The organism is Ralstonia sp. 25mfcol4.1, assembly GCF_900104095.1.
In the GTDB taxonomy this organism is placed as follows: Bacteria; Pseudomonadota; Gammaproteobacteria; order Burkholderiales; family Burkholderiaceae; genus Cupriavidus.
Genome location: NZ_FNJO01000003.1, coordinates 371,173 through 388,955, shown reverse-complemented (window position 1 = coordinate 388,955; position 17,783 = coordinate 371,173). Strand labels below are relative to the sequence as shown.

Annotated in this window: 15 protein-coding genes; 11 read left to right on the top strand and 4 right to left on the bottom strand. The window is 67.2% G+C overall.

What is annotated here, in order from left to right; translation table 11 throughout:
* The first annotated feature begins 25 nt into the window (after positions 1 to 25).
* From BLQ58_RS07870 to BLQ58_RS07845, 6 genes are all read left to right on the top strand, one after another.
* A complete protein-coding gene (locus BLQ58_RS07870) occupies positions 26 to 724 on the top strand; it encodes an RraA family protein (protein WP_092596049.1) in 699 nt (232 codons plus the stop codon).
* Positions 721 to 1,665: a hydroxyacid dehydrogenase gene (locus BLQ58_RS07865; RefSeq protein ID WP_092596042.1), complete on the top strand. Its 945-nt coding sequence runs from the start codon at positions 721 to 723 to the stop codon at positions 1,663 to 1,665. Before BLQ58_RS07870 ends, BLQ58_RS07865 begins: the two co-directional genes overlap by 4 nt.
* A 103-nt stretch (positions 1,666 to 1,768) precedes the next feature.
* On the top strand, positions 1,769 to 2,773 hold the full coding sequence (locus BLQ58_RS07860; RefSeq protein WP_254775839.1) for a Bug family tripartite tricarboxylate transporter substrate binding protein: 1,005 nt from the start codon (positions 1,769 to 1,771) through the stop codon (positions 2,771 to 2,773).
* Between the two features lie 9 nt (positions 2,774 to 2,782).
* A complete protein-coding gene (locus BLQ58_RS07855) occupies positions 2,783 to 3,709 on the top strand; it encodes an SMP-30/gluconolactonase/LRE family protein (protein ID WP_092596028.1) in 927 nt (308 codons plus the stop codon).
* Positions 3,706 to 4,563, top strand: coding sequence for an amidohydrolase family protein (locus BLQ58_RS07850; protein ID WP_092596025.1), 858 nt, complete (start codon positions 3,706 to 3,708; stop codon positions 4,561 to 4,563). Before BLQ58_RS07855 ends, BLQ58_RS07850 begins: the two co-directional genes overlap by 4 nt.
* 60 nt (positions 4,564 to 4,623) lie before the next feature.
* Positions 4,624 to 5,598, top strand: a complete 975-nt coding sequence (locus BLQ58_RS07845; protein WP_254775852.1) for a Bug family tripartite tricarboxylate transporter substrate binding protein — start codon at positions 4,624 to 4,626, stop codon at positions 5,596 to 5,598.
* Positions 5,599 to 5,699: 101 nt separating this feature from the next.
* On the opposite strand, the gene BLQ58_RS07840 is transcribed toward BLQ58_RS07845, so the two are convergent.
* Complete coding sequence (locus BLQ58_RS07840; protein ID WP_092596019.1) at positions 5,700 to 7,259, bottom strand: serine hydrolase; 1,560 nt, start codon at positions 7,257 to 7,259, stop codon at positions 5,700 to 5,702.
* A gap of 246 nt (positions 7,260 to 7,505) precedes the next feature.
* On the opposite strand from BLQ58_RS07840, the gene BLQ58_RS07835 reads away from it, so the two are divergent.
* The 5 genes from BLQ58_RS07835 to BLQ58_RS07810 all read left to right on the top strand — a co-directional run bounded on the left by BLQ58_RS07835 (position 7,506) and on the right by BLQ58_RS07810 (position 13,247).
* Positions 7,506 to 8,717 carry a DUF4382 domain-containing protein gene (locus tag BLQ58_RS07835; protein WP_092596017.1) on the top strand — a complete coding sequence of 404 codons (1,212 nt, stop codon included), beginning with the start codon at positions 7,506 to 7,508 and terminating at the stop codon, positions 8,715 to 8,717.
* A gap of 677 nt (positions 8,718 to 9,394) precedes the next feature.
* Positions 9,395 to 9,880, top strand: a complete 486-nt coding sequence (locus BLQ58_RS07825) for a tripartite tricarboxylate transporter TctB family protein (protein WP_175459859.1) — start codon at positions 9,395 to 9,397, stop codon at positions 9,878 to 9,880.
* A 3-nt stretch (positions 9,881 to 9,883) separates the two neighbouring features.
* Positions 9,884 to 11,431: a tripartite tricarboxylate transporter permease gene (locus tag BLQ58_RS07820; protein WP_092596012.1), complete on the top strand. Its 1,548-nt coding sequence runs from the start codon at positions 9,884 to 9,886 to the stop codon at positions 11,429 to 11,431.
* Between the two features lie 328 nt (positions 11,432 to 11,759).
* Positions 11,760 to 12,353, top strand: a complete 594-nt coding sequence (locus tag BLQ58_RS07815) for a tetratricopeptide repeat protein (protein ID WP_092596008.1) — start codon at positions 11,760 to 11,762, stop codon at positions 12,351 to 12,353.
* 66 nt (positions 12,354 to 12,419) lie between these two features.
* The gene (locus BLQ58_RS07810; protein ID WP_092596003.1) at positions 12,420 to 13,247 is read left to right on the top strand and encodes a hypothetical protein; all 828 of its coding nucleotides are present in this window, start codon (positions 12,420 to 12,422) and stop codon (positions 13,245 to 13,247) included.
* A 115-nt stretch (positions 13,248 to 13,362) separates the two neighbouring features.
* On the opposite strand, the gene BLQ58_RS07805 is transcribed toward BLQ58_RS07810, so the two are convergent.
* The 3 genes from BLQ58_RS07805 to acnA are packed head-to-tail and all read right to left on the bottom strand — an operon-like array spanning position 13,363 to position 17,687.
* Entirely contained in the window at positions 13,363 to 14,094 is a 732-nt protein-coding gene (locus tag BLQ58_RS07805; RefSeq protein WP_092596001.1) for an ABC transporter substrate-binding protein, read from the bottom strand.
* 36 nt (positions 14,095 to 14,130) lie between these two features.
* Positions 14,131 to 15,015 carry a GntR family transcriptional regulator gene (locus tag BLQ58_RS07800; protein WP_092595987.1) on the bottom strand — a complete coding sequence of 295 codons (885 nt, stop codon included), beginning with the start codon at positions 15,013 to 15,015 and terminating at the stop codon, positions 14,131 to 14,133.
* Positions 15,016 to 15,047: 32 nt separating this feature from the next.
* Positions 15,048 to 17,687, bottom strand: a complete 2,640-nt coding sequence (gene acnA / locus BLQ58_RS07795) for an aconitate hydratase AcnA (RefSeq protein ID WP_092595985.1) — start codon at positions 17,685 to 17,687, stop codon at positions 15,048 to 15,050.
* Positions 17,688 to 17,783: the final 96 nt, after the last annotated feature.

The following is a 17,783-nucleotide window of genomic DNA, read 5'->3' as shown; positions in this document are numbered from 1 at the left end:
TTGTCCGTCATATCTGGAGTCGTACATGAGCACCCAAGCCAAAGCATCCCCCGCCATCCGTCGTGATTTCGAGCGCGTTTCGCCCGAACTGGTGGCGCGTGCGTCGAAGTTCCAGGCCGCCATCCTGGCCGATGTGGTGGGCCGTCGCGGCACGCTGAACGCCCGCGTGCAGGGCCTGTCGCCGGCCATGAAGGTGTGCGGCCCGGCGCTGACCGTCGAGGTGCGTCCCGGCGACAACCTGATGTTCCACGTGGCCCTGGCGCTGGGCAAGCCTGGCGATGTGATCGTGGTGGACGGCAAGGGTGACCAGACGGCCGCGCTGTGCGGCGAAATCATGGCCACGCAGGCGCAGGCCTCGGGCCTGGCCGGCTTTGTGATCGATGCCGCCGTGCGGGATTCGCACGAACTGGCCCATGGCGCGTTCCCGATCTTCTCGGCCGGCACCAATCCGTGCGGCCCCACCAAGGCCATTGGCGGCCTGGTGAACTGGCCCGCATCGGTGGCGGGCGTGGCCGTCAATCCGGGCGACCTGATCGTGGGCGACGCCGATGGCGTGGTCGTCATCCCGCGCGAAGACGTGCCGGCCATCCTGGAACTGGCGCAGAAGAAGGTGGATGCCGAAGCGAAGCGTATTGCAGCGATCAAGGCCGGCGACCTGCGTCCGGGCTGGCTCGACAAGGAACTGCGCGCCGCCGGCGTGCTGGCCGAGGGGGAATCGCTGTGAGCGTCGCGAAGAAACCCGTCCTGCTGGTCACGGGCAATGACCTGGCGCCGCAGGCGCTCGAACTGCTCAAGGATTTCGAGGTGGTTTTCGCCGGCAAGCAATGCAGCGAGGAAACCGTGCTGGCATTGGCCAGGGAGAAGGACCCGGTGGCCATCATCGTGCGCTACGGCAAGGTGGGCGCGACGGTCATGGACGCCGCGCCGTCGCTGAAGGTGATCTCCAAGCACGGCAGCGGCATCGACGTGATCGACCAGAGCGCCGCCGCCCAGCGTGGCATCGCCGTGAAGGCGGCGGTGGGCGCCAATGCCGCTGCGGTGGCCGAGCACGCATGGGCGCTGATCCTGGCCTGCGCCAAGGCCGTGCCGCACCTGAACGCCCGCATGCGCGCCGGGCATTGGGACAAGTCGATCCACAAGACCATCGAGCTGAACGGCCGCACGCTGGGCATCGTGGGCCTGGGCGAGATCGGCCGTCGCGCCGCCGTGACAGGCGTGGCGCTGGGCATGCGCGTGATCGCGTTCGATCCCTATGCGAAGACCGTGCCCCAGGGCGTGACGCTGGTGGACAACCTGCCGCAGCTGTATCGCGAGGCCGATGTGGTGTCGCTGCATTGCCCGCTGACCGACGACAACCGCGGCATGCTGAACCGCGAGACGCTGGCCCAGTTCAAGGACGGCGCGATCCTGGTCAACACGGCGCGTGGCGGCCTGATCGACGAACCGGCGCTGGCCGAGGCGCTGTCCAGCGGCAAGCTTTATGCAGCCGGCCTGGACAGTTTCGCGGTCGAGCCGATGACGGTGCCGCACCCGTTCCAGCAGATCGAGAACCTGATCCTGTCGCCGCATATCGGCGGTGTCAGCGACGCGGCCTACGTGAACATGGGCGTGGGCGCGGCAAAGAACGTGCTGGCCGTGCTGCAGGACGCCGCCACGGCGGTGTAACGGTGTAACGGTGTGAGGGAAGCCCCAGGCTTCCACAGACATAAACAGGCATCGCGGCGGGTTTGGCGCCAGCCAGAACCGCCGCAGTTGCCGGGAGACAACGATGTTGCATTGCGCATTTTTCCCCTCATTCTTCCGCTCGTTTTCCCGTCTGGCGGCGCCGCTGGCCGTCGCCGCGACACTGGCCGGCCTGGGCGCGCCCGCGCTGGCGGCATATCCCGACAAGCCGGTGCGGATCGTCGTGCCCAACCCCCCGGGCGGCGCCGTCGATGTGGTGACCCGCAAGGTGGCACAGAAGCTGACCCAGCAGACGGGCCAGAGCTTCGTGGTCGAGAACAAGCCGGGTGCCTCGGGCACGATCGGCACCTCGCAGGTGGTGAACGCGCCGGCAGACGGCTACACGTTGCTGGCCAACGACAATTCGTACACCACGCTGCCCTACGTCTTCAAGAAACTGAACTGGGACCACCAGACCGCGCTGGTGCCCATCGCACCGTTTGCGTTCTCGCCGGTGGTGGTGGGCGTGAAGGCCGATTCGCGCTTCAAGGACCTGCAGTCGCTGGTCAGCTACGCCAAGGCGCATCCGGGCGAAGTGACGTTCGGCACCGGTGGTCCGGGCAGTTCCCCGCATTTCGCTGCCGAGGCGTTCCAGCAGGCCGCCGGCATCAAGCTGATGCACGTGCCGTACAAGGGTGCCGGCGAGGCCATGGTGGGCCTGCTGGGTGGCAGCGTCGACCTGCTGGTGGTATCCACGCCCACCGCGCTGGCGTCGGTCAAGGGCAACCAGATGCGCCTGCTCGCCATCAGCGGCAAGAGCCGCGTTGATGTATTCCCGAACGTGCCGACGTTTGCCGAAGCCGGCCTGCCGGCCTTCAGCCTGTTCAACTGGTCGGGGCTGGCCGCCCCTAAGGGCACGACGAAGGAAGTCGTCGACCGCCTGCAGGCCGAAATCCAGAAGGCGCTGCAGGCGCCCGACATGAAGGACTTCCTGGCGAAGATGGGTTCGCAGCCGGGCAATCTGGACAGCCCCGCGTTTGCGCAGCTGATCCAGCGGGAAACTGCTCAATGGGCCACCATTGCGCAGAAGGCCAATATCGAAAAGCAATAAGGGGTCGCGATGCTGCTGCTTCAGCCCCCCACCATCCGTGACGCCGCGGTGCTCTCCCGGCTGCCCGACGCGTTTCGCCGGCACGATCGGGCCAACGCGTGGTCGCTGGCCAATCGCGGCGGCGGCGTGGTCACCGATTCGTTCCTGGAAGGTCCCGTCTGGTCGGACGGCCATCTCTGGGTGACAGATATTCCCTACGGGCGGATCTTTCGCGTGTCCCTGCAGGGCGACTGGGAACAGGTGGCCGAGTACGACGGCGAGCCCAACGGCATGAAGCGTCTGGCCGGCGGCGATTTCCTGATTACCGACTACCGCAATGGCCTGATGCGGCTCGATGCCCGCACCGGCAACGTCACGCCGTTCCTGGAGCGGCGCAATTCCGAGCGCTTCCGGGGCGTCAACGATCTGACCTTCGATTCGGCCGGCAACCTGTATTTCACGGACCAGGGCCAGACCGGCATGCACGATCCCACCGGCCGCGTGTATCGACTGGCGCCCGATGGCAGGCTCGATGTGCTGCTGGCCAACGCGCCGAGTCCCAACGGCCTCGTGCTGTCGCCGGACGAAAAAGTGCTGTACGTGGCCATGACGCGCGGCAACTGCGTGTGGCGCGTGCCGCTGCAGGCCGATGGCTCGGTCAGCAAGGTCAGTCAGTTCTTCACGTCGTACGGCCCAAGCGGCCCCGACGGGCTGGCCATGCGCGCCGATGGCTTCCTGCTGGTGGCCAATCCGGGGCTGGGCTATGTCTGGGTGCTCAACCACCGCGCCGAACCGGTCGAAGTGATTCGCACGCCGATCGGGGCGTCGCTGACCAACCTGTGCTTCGGCGGTGCCGACGGCAAGACGCTGCTGATGACCGAATCCACGACCGGTTCCATCCTGTGCGTGCCGATGCCGGAAGGCGGTGCCCCGGTGCATGGCGGGCGTCTCGCATGACCACCGGCGCGAGCCCCGTCGCCGCCTTCGCAGGCGCATGCGACTGCCATGTGCACGTCTATGACAGTCGCTATCCGGTGGCGCCGGGCGCGAGGTTGCGGCCGCCCGATGCGTCGGCCGACGACTATCGCCAGGTCCAGCGCCTGCTGGGCACGCAGCGCGTGATCGTGGTGACGCCTTCGACCTATGGCGCCGACAACGCCAGCACGACGGACGCCATCGCGGCGCTGGGACGGGGCGCACGCGGCGTGGCCGTGGTCGCCGCCGATGTCGCCGACGACGAACTGGCGCGGCTGCACCGGGCGGGCATTCGCGGCATCCGGCTGAACCTGACGCTGCCCGCGCCGGTATCGCTGGACGATCTGCCCACGCTGGCGGCGCGGATTGCCGCATACGGATGGCATGTCCAGCTCAACCTGCCGCCCCAGTGGCTGCCCGATGCGGCCGGCATGCTGGCCGCGCTGCCGGTGCCGATGGTGTTCGATCACTACGGCCACTTGCCGGCCGGCAAGCCGGAGGCGGAGCCGGCGTTCCGTGTGATTGCCGACCTGGTGGCGGCCGGCAAGGCCTGGGTGAAGCTGTCGGGGCCCTATATCGAATCGCTGGAAGGGGCGCCGCACTACAGCGACATGCAGCCGCTGGCGGCGCGCTACCTGAAGCTGGCGCCGGAGCGCATGCTGTGGGGGTCGGACTGGCCGCACCCTACGGCGCAAGCCAGAGGCAGTCGTCCGATCGACGATGCCGCCGTGCTGCGCACGTTCCTGGACTGGTGTGGATCGCCCGATACGGCGCAGCAGGTGCTGGTTCGCAATCCGCAATCGCTTTACGGGTTCGGGGACATTGCCCCGGCCTGAGTCGTACCGCAAAAAAGAACTGGAGACATGATGTTCGCATCGCTTTACCTGTCGGCCCGCATGCGCAAGCTGGGCCTGTCGGTCTGCCTGGCCGCCGCATCGCTCGCCGCTGGCGCCGCCCACGCTCAGGCGGACTGGCCCGCCGGCAAGGTCATCAACTACATCGTGCCGTACCCGGCCGGTGGCACGACCGACATCCTGGCGCGCCTGATCGCGCAGAAGGTGGGCCAGGCACTGCACACCACGATCGTGGTCGAGAACCGGCCCGGTGCAACCGGCGCCATCGGCTCGGCCTTCGTGGCCCGCGCCGCGCCGGACGGCTACACGCTGCTCGGGGCATCGACGGCCTCGCACGCCATCAACCCGGCGCTCAACCCAAAGCTGCCGTATGACGCGGTGAAGTCGTTCACGCCAGTGGCGCTGCTTGGCACCATCCCCAGCGTGCTGATCGTCGGCCCGAACAGCCCGTACAAGAGCGTCAAGGACCTCGTGGCTGCCGCCAAGGCCAAGCCGGGCACCCTGAGCTATGCGTCGGGCGGCAACGGCACGATCCTGCAGATGTCGGCGGAACTGCTGCAGCAGCAGGAAAGCGTGCGCATGAACCACGTGCCGTACAAGGGCGACGTCCCGGCGATCCAGGACGTGATGGCGGGCCATGTCGACTTCATGTTCGCGCCCACCGCGCCGATCCTGCCGCACGTGCAGGCCGGCAAGCTGCGTGCGCTGGCCGTGGCCACCGCAGCGCGGGTGCCAAGCCTGCCAAGCGTGCCGACGATGGCCGAAGCCGGTGTGGCGAACTTCGAGGCCGAGCAATGGCAGGGCGTTTTCGCGCCGGCCGGCACGCCGCCCGCCATCGTCCAGCGACTCAACGCCGAGATCAACCGTGCGCTGCAGGACCCGGACGTCAAGGCGCAACTGGCTAAATTGGGGATCAAGGTGGTGGGCGGGGCGCCCGAGCGGCTGGCCGAGATCCAGAAGGCCGATATCGCCAAGTGGAGCCGCGTGGGCAAGGCGGCCAACATCACACTCGAATAACGCCGCGCGAGCGGTGCCGGTTTGCAGGACAACCGGAGAAGACGTGGTATGCCGCAGTGGCTATGGGCTGGCGCTGCACGGCCTGGCGGCGTGTCTTCCCCTCACCGCGAAAACACCCCCAGCCCCTCGTGGTCGTAGTACTCCAGCCACACCCGGTCGCTGCCAAAGACGGCTTGCGAGATCGTGCCGGGTGTGGCGTTTTCGTTGTGGAGCGTGAACGTGAAGATGTCGCCGTCCCAGTGCGTGAGCGGCAGCGTCAGCGGCCGCGCGCCAAGCGTCATCACCAGTGCGCCGCCTTGCTCGGTGACCTGCAGCGGCCCGTAATAGTCGTTGCGATAGGTGCCGGTGTAAGTCGACAGGGCCCGCGCCGGCAGCGGGCTGGCTGGCGGCGACTGGCCGACCAGACGGCCCTCCGGCAGCAGCAGCGACGCCAGGGCATCGGTGAAGATCGCGCCCCAGTCGCGGCGGAAGGCGCCGTATTGCACCAGGTCGAAGAACTGCGCGTTCAGTGTCTCGGGGATGCCGATGGGGTAGCCGTTGGTCAGCGTGACGATGGCCAGGTTCAGCGACGGCACGGCCGTAAAGGCGGTGGCCGCGCCCACCGCGAAGGCGCCCGAATGGCTGTAGGACGTCAGGCCCAGCTCGGTGGTGCCGACATTGAAGCCATAGCCGTACCAGCTTGCCGGCCGGCCGTTGACGGGCGGGCCGCTTTGCATCTGCTGGTCCAGCGCCGGCGCCAGCGCAGCGGCATCGACGATGCGCTGGCCGGCGAACTCGCCCTTGGCCAGCAGCATGATCAGCCATTTCGCCAGGTCGTTGACCGACGAACTGACGCCGCCGGCCGGCGATTGTGCATCGGGCATGGTTCCCAGCCCCTGCACCCAGGCGCCATTCACCTTGACGTGGCCGAGCGCGCGGTTATCGCGGGCGGCAAAGTCGGCGTAGCGCGAACTGGTGCGCGTCATGCCCAGCGGCTGGTAGATGGCCTGCTCCGACAGCGTGGCCCAGTCGATGCCAGCGGCGGTCGCCACGGCTTCCGCCCCGGCCGTCATGCCGAAGTTGGTGTACGCGTAGGCGGTGCGCAGCGGGTGGACAGGCAGGAAGCGCAGCCGCGTCAGTACCTCGCGGCGGTCGTAGCCCATGTCTTCGAGCCGGTCGCCCGCATGGTCGGGCAGGCCAGTGCGATGCGCATAGCAGTCGCCGATGGTCACGGCCTGGGTCGAATCGGCATCGGATAGCGCAAACCACGGCAATTGCGTGATGACGGGCGTGTCCCACTGGACGCTGCCGCGTCCCACCTGCCGGGCCACCACGGTGGCGCCGATCGGCTTGGAGACCGATGCCAGCTGGAACACGGTGTCGGCATCGACGGGCGCGGGGGCTGTCACCAGCCGCCGTCCGAACCCCTTGGCGTACACCGTCTGCCCACCGCGCACCACGGCGACGGCCATGCCGGGCACGCCGGAGCTGGCCATCAGGTTGGTGGCCAGCGTGTCGACCTGGGCGATGGCCCGCGTGATCTGCGCATCGGGAACGGGAGAGGGCGTCGGTGCAGGTGCCGGGGCGGGATCGTCGCCGCCGCCGCAGGCGGGCAGGGTGGGAAGCAGAACGCCGCCCAGCGCGGCACCCAGAAAGCGGCGACGATCCTGCAGTTTGCCCACGGCGGTTCTCCTGGCTGGACATGCTGAAAACGCTGAAAGGTGCTGGGCATGCGCGGCTCGCGTGCATGGATACGCATCACTGTAGGCGAAGCCGGCCGATTCCGAATGTGCCGTGTCCCACGTAGGGGCCCGCTGGCGAGGCCGATCGGTTTCATTTTCGTTACGAATCGTTGCAAAGGCCGGTTCCCGATGGGGTATGCCCAACGTATGCTTCAGGCACAACCGCGCCCTGAGGAGAGGCCTGTCATGAGAATCAGAAACCCGCTTAATGTGGCGAAAATCCTGGCCGTTACCGCGGCCATAGTGCCAGTGCCTTTCCTGGTCGTCGCATGCGGCGGCGGCGACGGCGGCAGCAGCGACAACACGACGTCCAGCAACGGCACGCTGCATGTGGCCATGACCGATGCTCCGGCCTGCGGCTTCGACCACGTCTTTGTCACGGTCAGCAAGGTGCGGGTTAACGCCAGCAACGCGGCAGGCGACAACGACGGCGGCTGGACGGACATCGCCCTGCCCACGCCGCAGCGGGTCGATCTGTTGTCCCTGACAAACGGCGTGCTGTTCGACCTTGGCCGGGCGCCGCTGCCTGCCGGGCAGTACCAGCAGGTGCGGCTGGTACTGAGCCCGAACCAGGGCAATACGCTGGCCAATGCGGTGGTGGTGTCCGGAACGACGACCGAACTGCCGCTGGCCACGCCGAGCGCCACGCAGAGCGGGTACAAGATCATCCAGTCGTTCACGGTGCCGGCCAACACGCTGGTGGACCTGATCCTGGACTTCAACGCCTGCAAGTCGATCGTCCAGCAGGGCAATGGCGGCTACAGCCTGAAGCCGGTGGTCACGGCCACGCCGATGACCGTCAGCGGGTCGATTACCGGCTTTGTGGCGCCCGCGCAGGCTGGCGCTACCGTCTACGCGGAGCAGAACGGCAAGATCGTTCGCGGCACCGTGGCCGATGGCAGCGGGAAGTTCGTGCTGACGCCGCTGGTGCAGAGCAGCACCGGGGGCAACTATGACGTGGTCATCGTCGACAACAAGCTGCCATCCGGCCACGCCACCGGCATCATCGGCGCGGTGCCGGTGACGGCCAGTGCCACGACGTCGGTCGCCACGGCCGGGTCGCCGATCACGCTGCCGACTTCGACGACCAATACGGTGTCGGGCACGGCCACGGCTTCGGCGGAGGCTGCCGTGCGCGCGCTGCAGCCCATTGGCGCGGCGTCATACGAGATTGCCTCGACCAACGCCAACCTCGGTACCGGCGCCTACTCGCTGGCCTTGCCGGCCGCCGCGCCGCTCGTCGGCACCTACAGCCCGACGCTGCCGATTGCGCTGTCGGCCGTGTCGTCAGCCGCCGGCCAGTACTCGGTGCAGGCCACCAGTGCGGGCGGCGCGACGCAGACCCATAACGTCAACGTGTTCAACGGCGGCCAGTCCGGCGTCAACTTCAGCTTTTAAAACAGGTGACTGACCGGGTCAGTCGCCCCTCCACACCATGAAAACCATCCTCATCATGCTTGTTACCAGCGCCACACTACTCGGTGGCTGCGCCTACTACGTGCCCGACAGTGGGCCGGCGGCCCGTCCCCAAGGCGGCCCCGGCAACGGATTCTGCCCGCCGGGCCAGGCGAAGAAAGGCAACTGCTGATTCCTGGCGGTGCCGCACGCAACGGATGGCCGGTCACACGACCGGCCTTTTTGTTGTGCCGCGCAGCAGCGTAGTGCAAATGAGAAGCGGCGGTTCCACTGCAACCATACGTAACCGCTGCCGTGGCGGACCGGGCGTTCGGCAGGCCACACGCGCTGCCGCAACGTCAGCCGCGAAGTGGCGGCGATAAAGGCGATGCCGCGCGCATTCGGCGCGTTGCGCCGCACCGGGGCGCCTGCGTGTCCATACAACTTCCCCGGACAGTGCTTGTCTCCCAATTCAGGGATTACACCGAGAAATTCGTCCGACGCGCCAGATACATCATGGTGTGATGCAATATGTAAGCTGCCTGGAAGCCGCATGAAAGGCCCTTGGAAGACATCGTTTGTAGATTTCCGGTTGACCCGCATGCGCGGGTATCAAGGAGACAAACGATGTTCGATCGCCGTACCCAGCCCCCGCTGCATGACCGCCGGAGGGCCGACCAATGAGTCAGGCTTATCGCTTCAAGAAGGACTACTACGGTGGCGCGCTGATGGTGCTCGTCGGTCTGGCGGCCGTGGCCGCCGGCCTGCAGTACCACACCGGCACGCTCAGCCGCATGGGCCCGGGGTTCTTTCCCGTTGCAGTGGGCGCGCTGCTGGCATTCGTCGGCGTGCTGATCGCCAGTTCGGCGCGCGGTCAGTCGGCGCCGCCCGCGGAACAGCCGGCCGGCCACGGCCATGGCCACGCGGCCCCCGACCTGCGCGGCACGGTCTGCATCGTGCTGGGCACGCTGGCGTTCCTGCTGTTCGGCGTGTACGGCGGCATGATCCCGGCGACGTTCGCCATCGTCTTCATTTCCGCGCTCGGTGATCGCAACAACAACATCAAGCAGGCGGCCGCTCTGGCCGTGGCGATGTGCGTGATTGCCGCCGTGGTGTTCTCCTGGCTGCTGCAGATCCAGTTGCCGCTGTTTACCTGGGGAGGCTGAGCCATGGTTTCCAATGCCTTGCATGATCTCTGGTTCGGCTTCGGCGTGGCGTTCCAGGGCAGCAATCTGATGTGGTCGTTCTTCGGCGTGCTGGTCGGCAACCTGATCGGCGTGCTGCCCGGCATGGGCGCGCTGTCGGCGATCTCGATCCTGCTGCCGCTGACGTACGTGATGCATCCGGTGCCCGCCATCCTGATGCTGGCCGGCATCTTCTACGGGTCGCAATACGGCGGTGCCATCGGCGCCATCCTGCTCAACCTGCCATCGCATCCCCCGCACGCGGTCACGTGCCTGGACGGCTATCCGATGACGCGCGCAGGCAAGGGCGGCACCGCGCTGGGTATCACGATGATCTGCTCGTTCTTTGCCGCGTCGGTGGGCATCCTGGTGATGATCTTCGCGTCGCCGCTGCTGACCGCCATCGCGTTCAAGTTCGGCCCGGCCGAGATCTTCTCGATCATGCTGCTGGGGCTGCTGGCGGGTTCGACCATGTCGCGCGGATCGCCGCTCAAGGGCGTGGCCATGACGCTGTTCGGCCTGCTGTGCGGCGTGGTGGGCACCGACGTGAACACCGGCACGTTCCGCTTCGCGCTGGGCATTCCCGAGCTTAGTGATGGCCTGGAACTGGTGGCCATCGCCATGGGCCTGTTCGGCGTGGCCGACTTCATCCTCAACGTCAACCGCATGACGGCGGTCACCAGCAATGCCAAGCTGCGAATTCGCGACATGCGCCCGAGCATGGCCGAACTGAAACAGGCGTTCTGGCCGATGGTACGCGGCACCGGCGTGGGCACACTGTTCGGCGCCATGCCCGGGACCGGCCCGACGATCACGACGTTCGTGGCCTACGCGCTGGAGCGCAAGATCTCCAGGACGCCCGAGAAGTTCGGCACGGGCATGATCGCCGGCGTGGCGGCGCCCGAGGCATCGTCGCATTCGAAGACGCAGGTCGACTTCATCCCGACCATGAGCCTGGGCATTCCGGGCGATGCGGTGATGGCGCTGATCCTGGGCGCGCTGATGATCCAGGGCATTGCGCCGGGGCCGCAGCTGATCAGCGATCACCCGGACATCTTCTGGGGCCTGATCGCCAGCTTCTGGATTGGCAACGTGATCCTGATGATCCTGAACGTGCCGATGATCGGCGTATGGGTCAAGCTGCTGCAGGTGCCGTATCGCTACCTGTTCCCGTCGGCCATGTTCTTTATCGCCGTTGGCGTGTTCAGCACGCAGAGCAGCCTGTTCCAGATCTGGGAAGTGCTGGCCTTCGGCCTGATCGGCGCGCTGCTGATGTACCTGGAGTTCTCGGTCGCCCCGATCCTGCTGGGCTTCGTGCTCGGGCCGATGGTGGAGGAAAACTTCCGCCGCGCGCTGTTGCTGTCGCGCGGCGACATGACCGTGTTCATCGATCGCCCGATCAGCTGCACCTTCGTCGTGATCTCCGCGCTGCTGGTGACTGCCGTGACGTGGTCGGCATGGCGCGGTCGTCGCGGCGGCAGGAAAAAGCCGGCCGTAGCGGTGCCCGATTCCGGAATGGCCGTGAGCGAATAGAGGGCAGGGGGGACGGATGCGGCCGGGCGTTGCGCAGGCAGCGCCCGTTTTCTTTTGGGAGGCGCCGCCGGGGCGGTGTGATGCTTGCGACTCTTACCCACAGGGTGGGTAGACGCAAGACGACGTGTTCCGTGTCAATCGCTGGATCGCCGCAAAAGAGAATGATTACTGTTGCGTATTGGGCACGCCGGCGCGGGCCCGGCGCTGGCGATGGTACAAAGTATTGCAATCGCTACATGTAATATGGTTACAATCTAAACGTTTGCTTACAATGCGACGTTGTAGCAAAACGAATAAAAACTAAACAAGATTTCGGGGTGGTCGTTTCATGCGCGTTTTTGCTCCTTTGTTATTTACGGCAATTGCCGGCCTGGCTGCCTGTGCCCAGACGCCGGAATCGCAGTTGTCGCGGTCGCCTACCGTACGCCTGTGCAACGGCAACGCCTGCGCCGAGCAGGACCGCCGTGTCGCCACCTTCACTCCGGCAGGCCCCACCGAATCGGATCGGCGCATGCAGGCGCTGGCGGAAAAGGCGGAAGGCAATCCGAACGCTGCCTATGACCTGGGACTGCGCCTGCTGCGCGGCGACGGCGTAGAGCGCAACACCTACCAGGCGCTGGAATGGATGCGCAAGGCCGGCGACAACGGCCACGTGCAGGCGCAACTGGCCCTGGGCCGCCTCTATCTCATGGGCTTCGAGGAAATGGGCGCCGACCCGGCCGAAGCCGAGGCGTGGCTGATCCGTGCCGCTTCCAAGGGCAACAAGGAAGCCGCGGCGCTGATTCCGCAGGCCCAGGCCGCCAAGAAGGACGAACATGCCTTGTACCGGGTGCGCGAAGCCTATCGCACGTCGTGGTACGCGTGGTACAGCGGCTATCCGTATTACTGGGTCTGGGGCCCCTCCGGCTGGTACCAGCGTTAAGCGCCGGTCGCCATTTCTTCCCTCCCCGATTTTTCCTTTTACTTCCGACAACAGGAACGCGAATTCATGTCCAAGAAGATCTCTCTGCGCGCGGCGGCATTGGCCGCGTCGATGGTGCTGGCCGGCTGTGCCAACATGGGTGGTGGCTCGATCAGCACCGGCACGGCGCCGACGGCGGCCACCGGCGCGGCAGGCGGCGCAACCAGCGTGAACGCCAACCCGACGCTGGAGCGTTGCGACACGCCGCTGGGCACGCTGGCCGTTGACGATGGCCGTGGCAAGGAATGGTATGCAAGCTTTGGCGCCGCCACGAAGATCACGACCATCGAGCCGCTGATCCGCCTGGCCGTGCAGCAGTCGAACTGCTTCGTGATCACGTCGGTGGGCAACAACCGCACGGAAAGCAAGCTGTCGAACATCACCGACAAGCAGCGCAACTCGGGCGAATTCCGCGCCGGTTCGAAGCAGCAGAAGGGCCAGCGCGTGGCCGCCGACTACTACATGGAGCCGGCCATCATCATCGACAACGACGCCACGGGCCAGCTTGCCGCCGGCGTGGGCAGCCTGTTCGGCGGCGTCGGCGCGCTGGTGGGCGGCGCCATGGCCAGCAAGGCTTCGGTCGTGACGCTGACCATGTTCGACATCCGCTCGGGCGTGCAGCTGTCGATCTCGGAAGGCAATGCCACGGCGACGAACTTCGGCGCCGCAGTGGGCGCGTTTGGCGGCGGTGCGGCCGGCGGCCTGGGCGGTTTCTCGCGCACGCCGGAAGGCAAGGCCACCGTGGCAGCGTTCATGGACGCCTACAACAACATGGTGGTGTCGCTGCGCAACTACAAGGCGCAGGAAGTCAAGGGTGGCCTGGGTCGCGGCGGCCAGCTGAAGGTGGGCTCGTAATCCAGCCGGACGCCTCTCCCGCGCGGGTCCCGGCTGGCAGCAACCGGGACACCGGGCGGGGGGGCTGCCAGGGCCACGCCCTGGCTTCCCGCATCCCTTCCTTGCAGTTTCCGTTTCAGCCTTCCGCCGGGGCCACGTTGGCACCCTGGATGTTGTGCGCCCGCAAGGCAGCGGCCACCTGGCCCGACGCCTTCATCTCCTCGACGAATTTCGCCAGATAGGCCGCAGCGGCCTCGCCGCGCGACTTGTGCACGCCCATCGCCTGGCGGATCACCATGAACCGCTCGTCCAGCAGGCGCAGGCCGGTCATGCCGGCGGTGTCGGCCTCCAACTGCTGCTTCACGCCGGCGGCCACGTCGAGCGACGCTTCCAGGAAGGTCTTCACCACGGTCTGCGACGACGGCGCACGCACGATCTCGGCGTGTTGCAGTTCGCGGGTCAGGTAGAGGTCGTAGGCGCTGCCCTTGCCAACCACCACGCGCGTACCGGCACGGTCCACGTCGGCGTTGGCGCGCACCGGCGAGTCGTCGCGCACCATGTAGTAGCCCTCGATCAGCACATACGGCGCCGTGAATGCAATGGTCGCACCGCGCTTTGGGTCGATGGCGAAGAAGCCGATGTCGGCTTCCTCGTTCGATACCACGTCGACGGACTTGCCGGCCGTTTCCACCACCACCAGCTCAAGCTTCACGCCAAGCCGTGCGGCCAGCGCCGTGGCCAGGTCGACGGAGACGCCGCCGGCACTGTTGCCATCCTTGCGATGCGCCAGCACAGGGTTACCCAGATTGATCGATGCACGTAGCGCGCCGGTCGGCGCGAAGGCATCGAGAATGGCCTTGTCAGTCATGTCGTTCCTCTCGGTTGTCGCTTTCACTGTCGATGGTTACGGTTCCAGGATGTCGGTGATGCGGGCCAGGGCCGTCAGCGTGTGGCCCAGATGGTCGCGCATGGCCTGCGACGCGTCTTCGTTGCGCCCGCGCTCCAGCAGATCCAGCAGATGCAGGTGCTGCCGCGCGTGGTCCGCATAGCGCGATCGCTCGCGCATCGACCGGTACGACAGCAGGCGGCGCACGCGGTTGACGCGACGGATCGCATCGATGAAGAAAGCATTGCCCGACGCCTCGACCAGGGCTTCGTGAAACCGCACGCCACGGTCGTGCAGCTGGTCGGCGGTATCGGTTTCGATGCCGCCTTCGAGCAGGTGGACTTCGGCGGCCCGCAGTTGCGCGATGGTGCGCGGGTCCAGGCGGTAGTCGGGTTCCAGCAGCGCGGCAGGTTCCAGCGCCAGGCGCATGCGGTACGACTGCAGCAGCGAATCTGGCGTGGTGAGCATGGTCGAGAACTGCCAGCCGTAGCCGGGCTTGCGCTCGCCCCAGCCTTCCTGCGCGATGCGTGACAGCACCGCATTGAGTTGCGTGGCGGTCAGCGTGTAGCGGGTGCGGAGGGCTTGTTCCGACACCTCGGTGGGGAGTGCGCCCCTGAGCAGGTCGTCGGCGATCTGGAAGTAGGCGGTGCCCACCATGTCCGGCCCGGACAGGCCTAGTTCGGCGGCCGGCACCGGCACAGGCGCCGCCAGGAAGAAGCCCCGGTTCTTCTCGCGCGTGACGATGCCTTTTTCGTGCAGCAGGCCGAGCGCGTCGTTCACGGGCGTACGCGACACGCGCAGCCGGTCGGCCAGTGCCTGGGCGCGCAGATGCGTGCCCACGGGCAGTTGCTCGCGCTGGATCAGCTCGACGATCTGTGCCGCGATGGATCGGTCGTGGTTCATGGTCTTCGGCCGCAGGATGCAGGGTGGGGCGGTTACGCAGCGGGTGCGTCCGTGCCTTGCCGCGCCAGCGTCCTGTGCAGGATCGACGGAATGACGCCGCCGCGCCGCAGCAACTCGACTTCGAGCCGGGTTTCCACGGCGGCGGTGGCCTCGAACGCTTCCACCGAACCGTCCTTGCGCACCACGCGCACCGGCACCTTGCAGCGCGGCGCCAGGGTGCGGGCATCGGCGCCGACGTGCACCGTGTCGCCGGGCGCCATTGCCAGCGTTTGCGGGTGCATGCCGTCCGGCATCCGCAGCGGCAGGATGCCCATGCCGATCAGGTTGGAGCGGTGGATTCGCTCGAAGCTTACCGCAATCACGGCCCGGATCCCCAGCAGGCGCTGGCCCTTGGCCGCCCAGTCGCGCGACGACCCTGTGCCATAGCGCTCGCCGGCGATCAGCACCACCGACTGGCCATCGTCGCGATAGCGCCGCGCCACCTCGAAGATCGGCGCCACATCGCCGGTGGGTCCGTGCACGGTGTGGGCCGTGGGCGCATCCGGCAACAGCAGGTTGACGAGTGTGCGGCTGTAGAAGGCCGCGCGCAGCATCACCTCCCAGTTGCCGCGCCGCGAGGCAAACACGTTGAGATCGGCGCGGTCATCGCCGCGGCTGACCAGAAAGTCGGCCACGAAGCTGTCTGGCGGGATGGCGCTGGCGGGTGAGATATGGTCGGTGGTGATGTCGTCGCCCAACACCAGCAGCGGCCAGGCGCGGTATTCCCCAAGCAGCGAGCCCTGGTCCAGCGCCGCGAACGGCGGGCGCCGGAGCGCGGTGGAGCGGTCATCCCACGGATAGCGTGCGGCATCGACCGTGGGCAGGGCGGCCCAGACCGGGTTGGCCGACGCCAGGGCAAAACTTCGGCGATAGTCGGCGGGCTCGGCGCCGGCGGCCAGTGCTGCCGCCATGTCGTCGCGCGTCGGCCAGAGGTCCTTGAGGAAGACCGGCGTGCCGTCGGGTGCAATCTGCACGGGTTCGCGGCACAGGTCACGCTCGGCGTCGCCGGCCAGCGCGAACGCCACCACCAGCGGCGGCGACATGATGAAGCCCAGCGACAGGTCCGGGTGGATGCGTCCCGGGAAATTGCGGTTGCCCGACAGCATGGCCACTGGCCACACCGCGCCAGCCGTGGTGGCGTCGCGGATCGCCGGCGTCAGCGGACCGGAGTTGCCGATGCACGTGGTACAGCCAAAGCCGACGATGTCGAAGCCCAGGGCCGACAGGTCGTCGCGCAGTCCGCTGCGGGCCAGATAGCTGGCAGCGGCCGGTGATCCCGGGGCCAGCGAGGTCTTGATCCACGGCGCCACGGTCAGGCCGCGCGCGCGGGCCTTGCGCGCGACGATGCCGGCGGCCATCAGCAGCGCGGGATCGGACGTGTTCGTGCAACTGGTGATCGCGGCAATGGCCACCGGGTAGCGCGGCATGCCGTGGTGCCCGGCGCCGGCGTCGAACGGAAACTGCGCCAGCGCGGCGGCCGTGTCGCCATAGGTGTGCAGATCCTGCGGCCGGCGCGGGCCGGCCACATGCATGCCGATGCCGGCCAGGTCGATCTCGATCGTGCGGGTGTAGCGCGGCGTGGCGACGGGATCGAACCAGAGCCCGGCGTGCCGCGCGTAGGTGCCGGTCAGCGCGATACTGGCCTCGCTGCGCCCGGTGGCGCGCAGATAGGCCAGCGTTTGCGCGTCGATCGGAAAAAAACCGGTGGTGGCGCCGTACTCGGGCGCCATGTTGGCGACGACGGCGCGGTCGCCGGCGGTCAGCGTGCTCACGCCACGGCCGAAGAATTCGACGAACTCGCCGGACACCCCGATGGCGCGCAACCGCTGCGTTACGGTCAGCGCCAGGTCGGTGGCCAGCACGCCGGGCTGTAGCGCGTTGGCCAGCCGTACACCGATGACGTCGGGGATGCGCTGCATCACCGGCATGCCGAACATGACGGTCTGTGCTTCGAGCCCGCCCACGCCCCAGCCCAGCACGCCGATGCCGTTGATCATCGGGGTATGGCTGTCGGTGCCGATCAGCGTGTCGGGTACTGCCCACAGCGCACCATCGCGCTGCTGGGACGTGACAACGGTGGCCAGCTGCTCCAGGTTGAGCGTATGCATGATGCCCGTGCCGGGCGGGTGAATGCGCACGCCCTTGAGCGCTTTCGCGGCCCAGCGCAGGAAGCTGTAGCGTTCCGCGTTGCGCCGGGCCTCGATGCGAAGGTTCTCGGCGGCCGCATCGGGCCGCGCGAATGCCTCGACGGCCAGCGAGTGGTCGACCGACGCATCCACGGGCAGCACAGGGTTGAGCGCGGCGGGGTCGGCGCCGGCCTCGGCCAGCGCATCGCGCATCGCGGCGATATCGACCAGGGCCGGCGTGCTGGTGGTGTCGTGCATCAGCACGCGGCCCGGCTGGAAGGCGATTTCCGCCTCGCTCGTGCCGCTGTCGAGCCACGTCGTGATGGCCGCGATGGCGGTCGTGCGCTCGTCTCCCTCCATATTGCGCGCCACGTTTTCCAGCAGCAGTCTCAAGACGACCGGCAGCCGCGTCAGGGATGTACCCAGCATCGCCGGCAGATCGACATACCGGTAAGTGACGCCATCAGCGCAAAACTGGCCTGCGGGAAAGGGAGGGTTCGTGTCCATCGCGCTATATTGCATATTAATAAATAAAAATGCAATGCAGGTTGGCCTTCAGGCCAATGGAGTGCCGCCCGGGTGGGCAGTAGAGTGCATCGCATC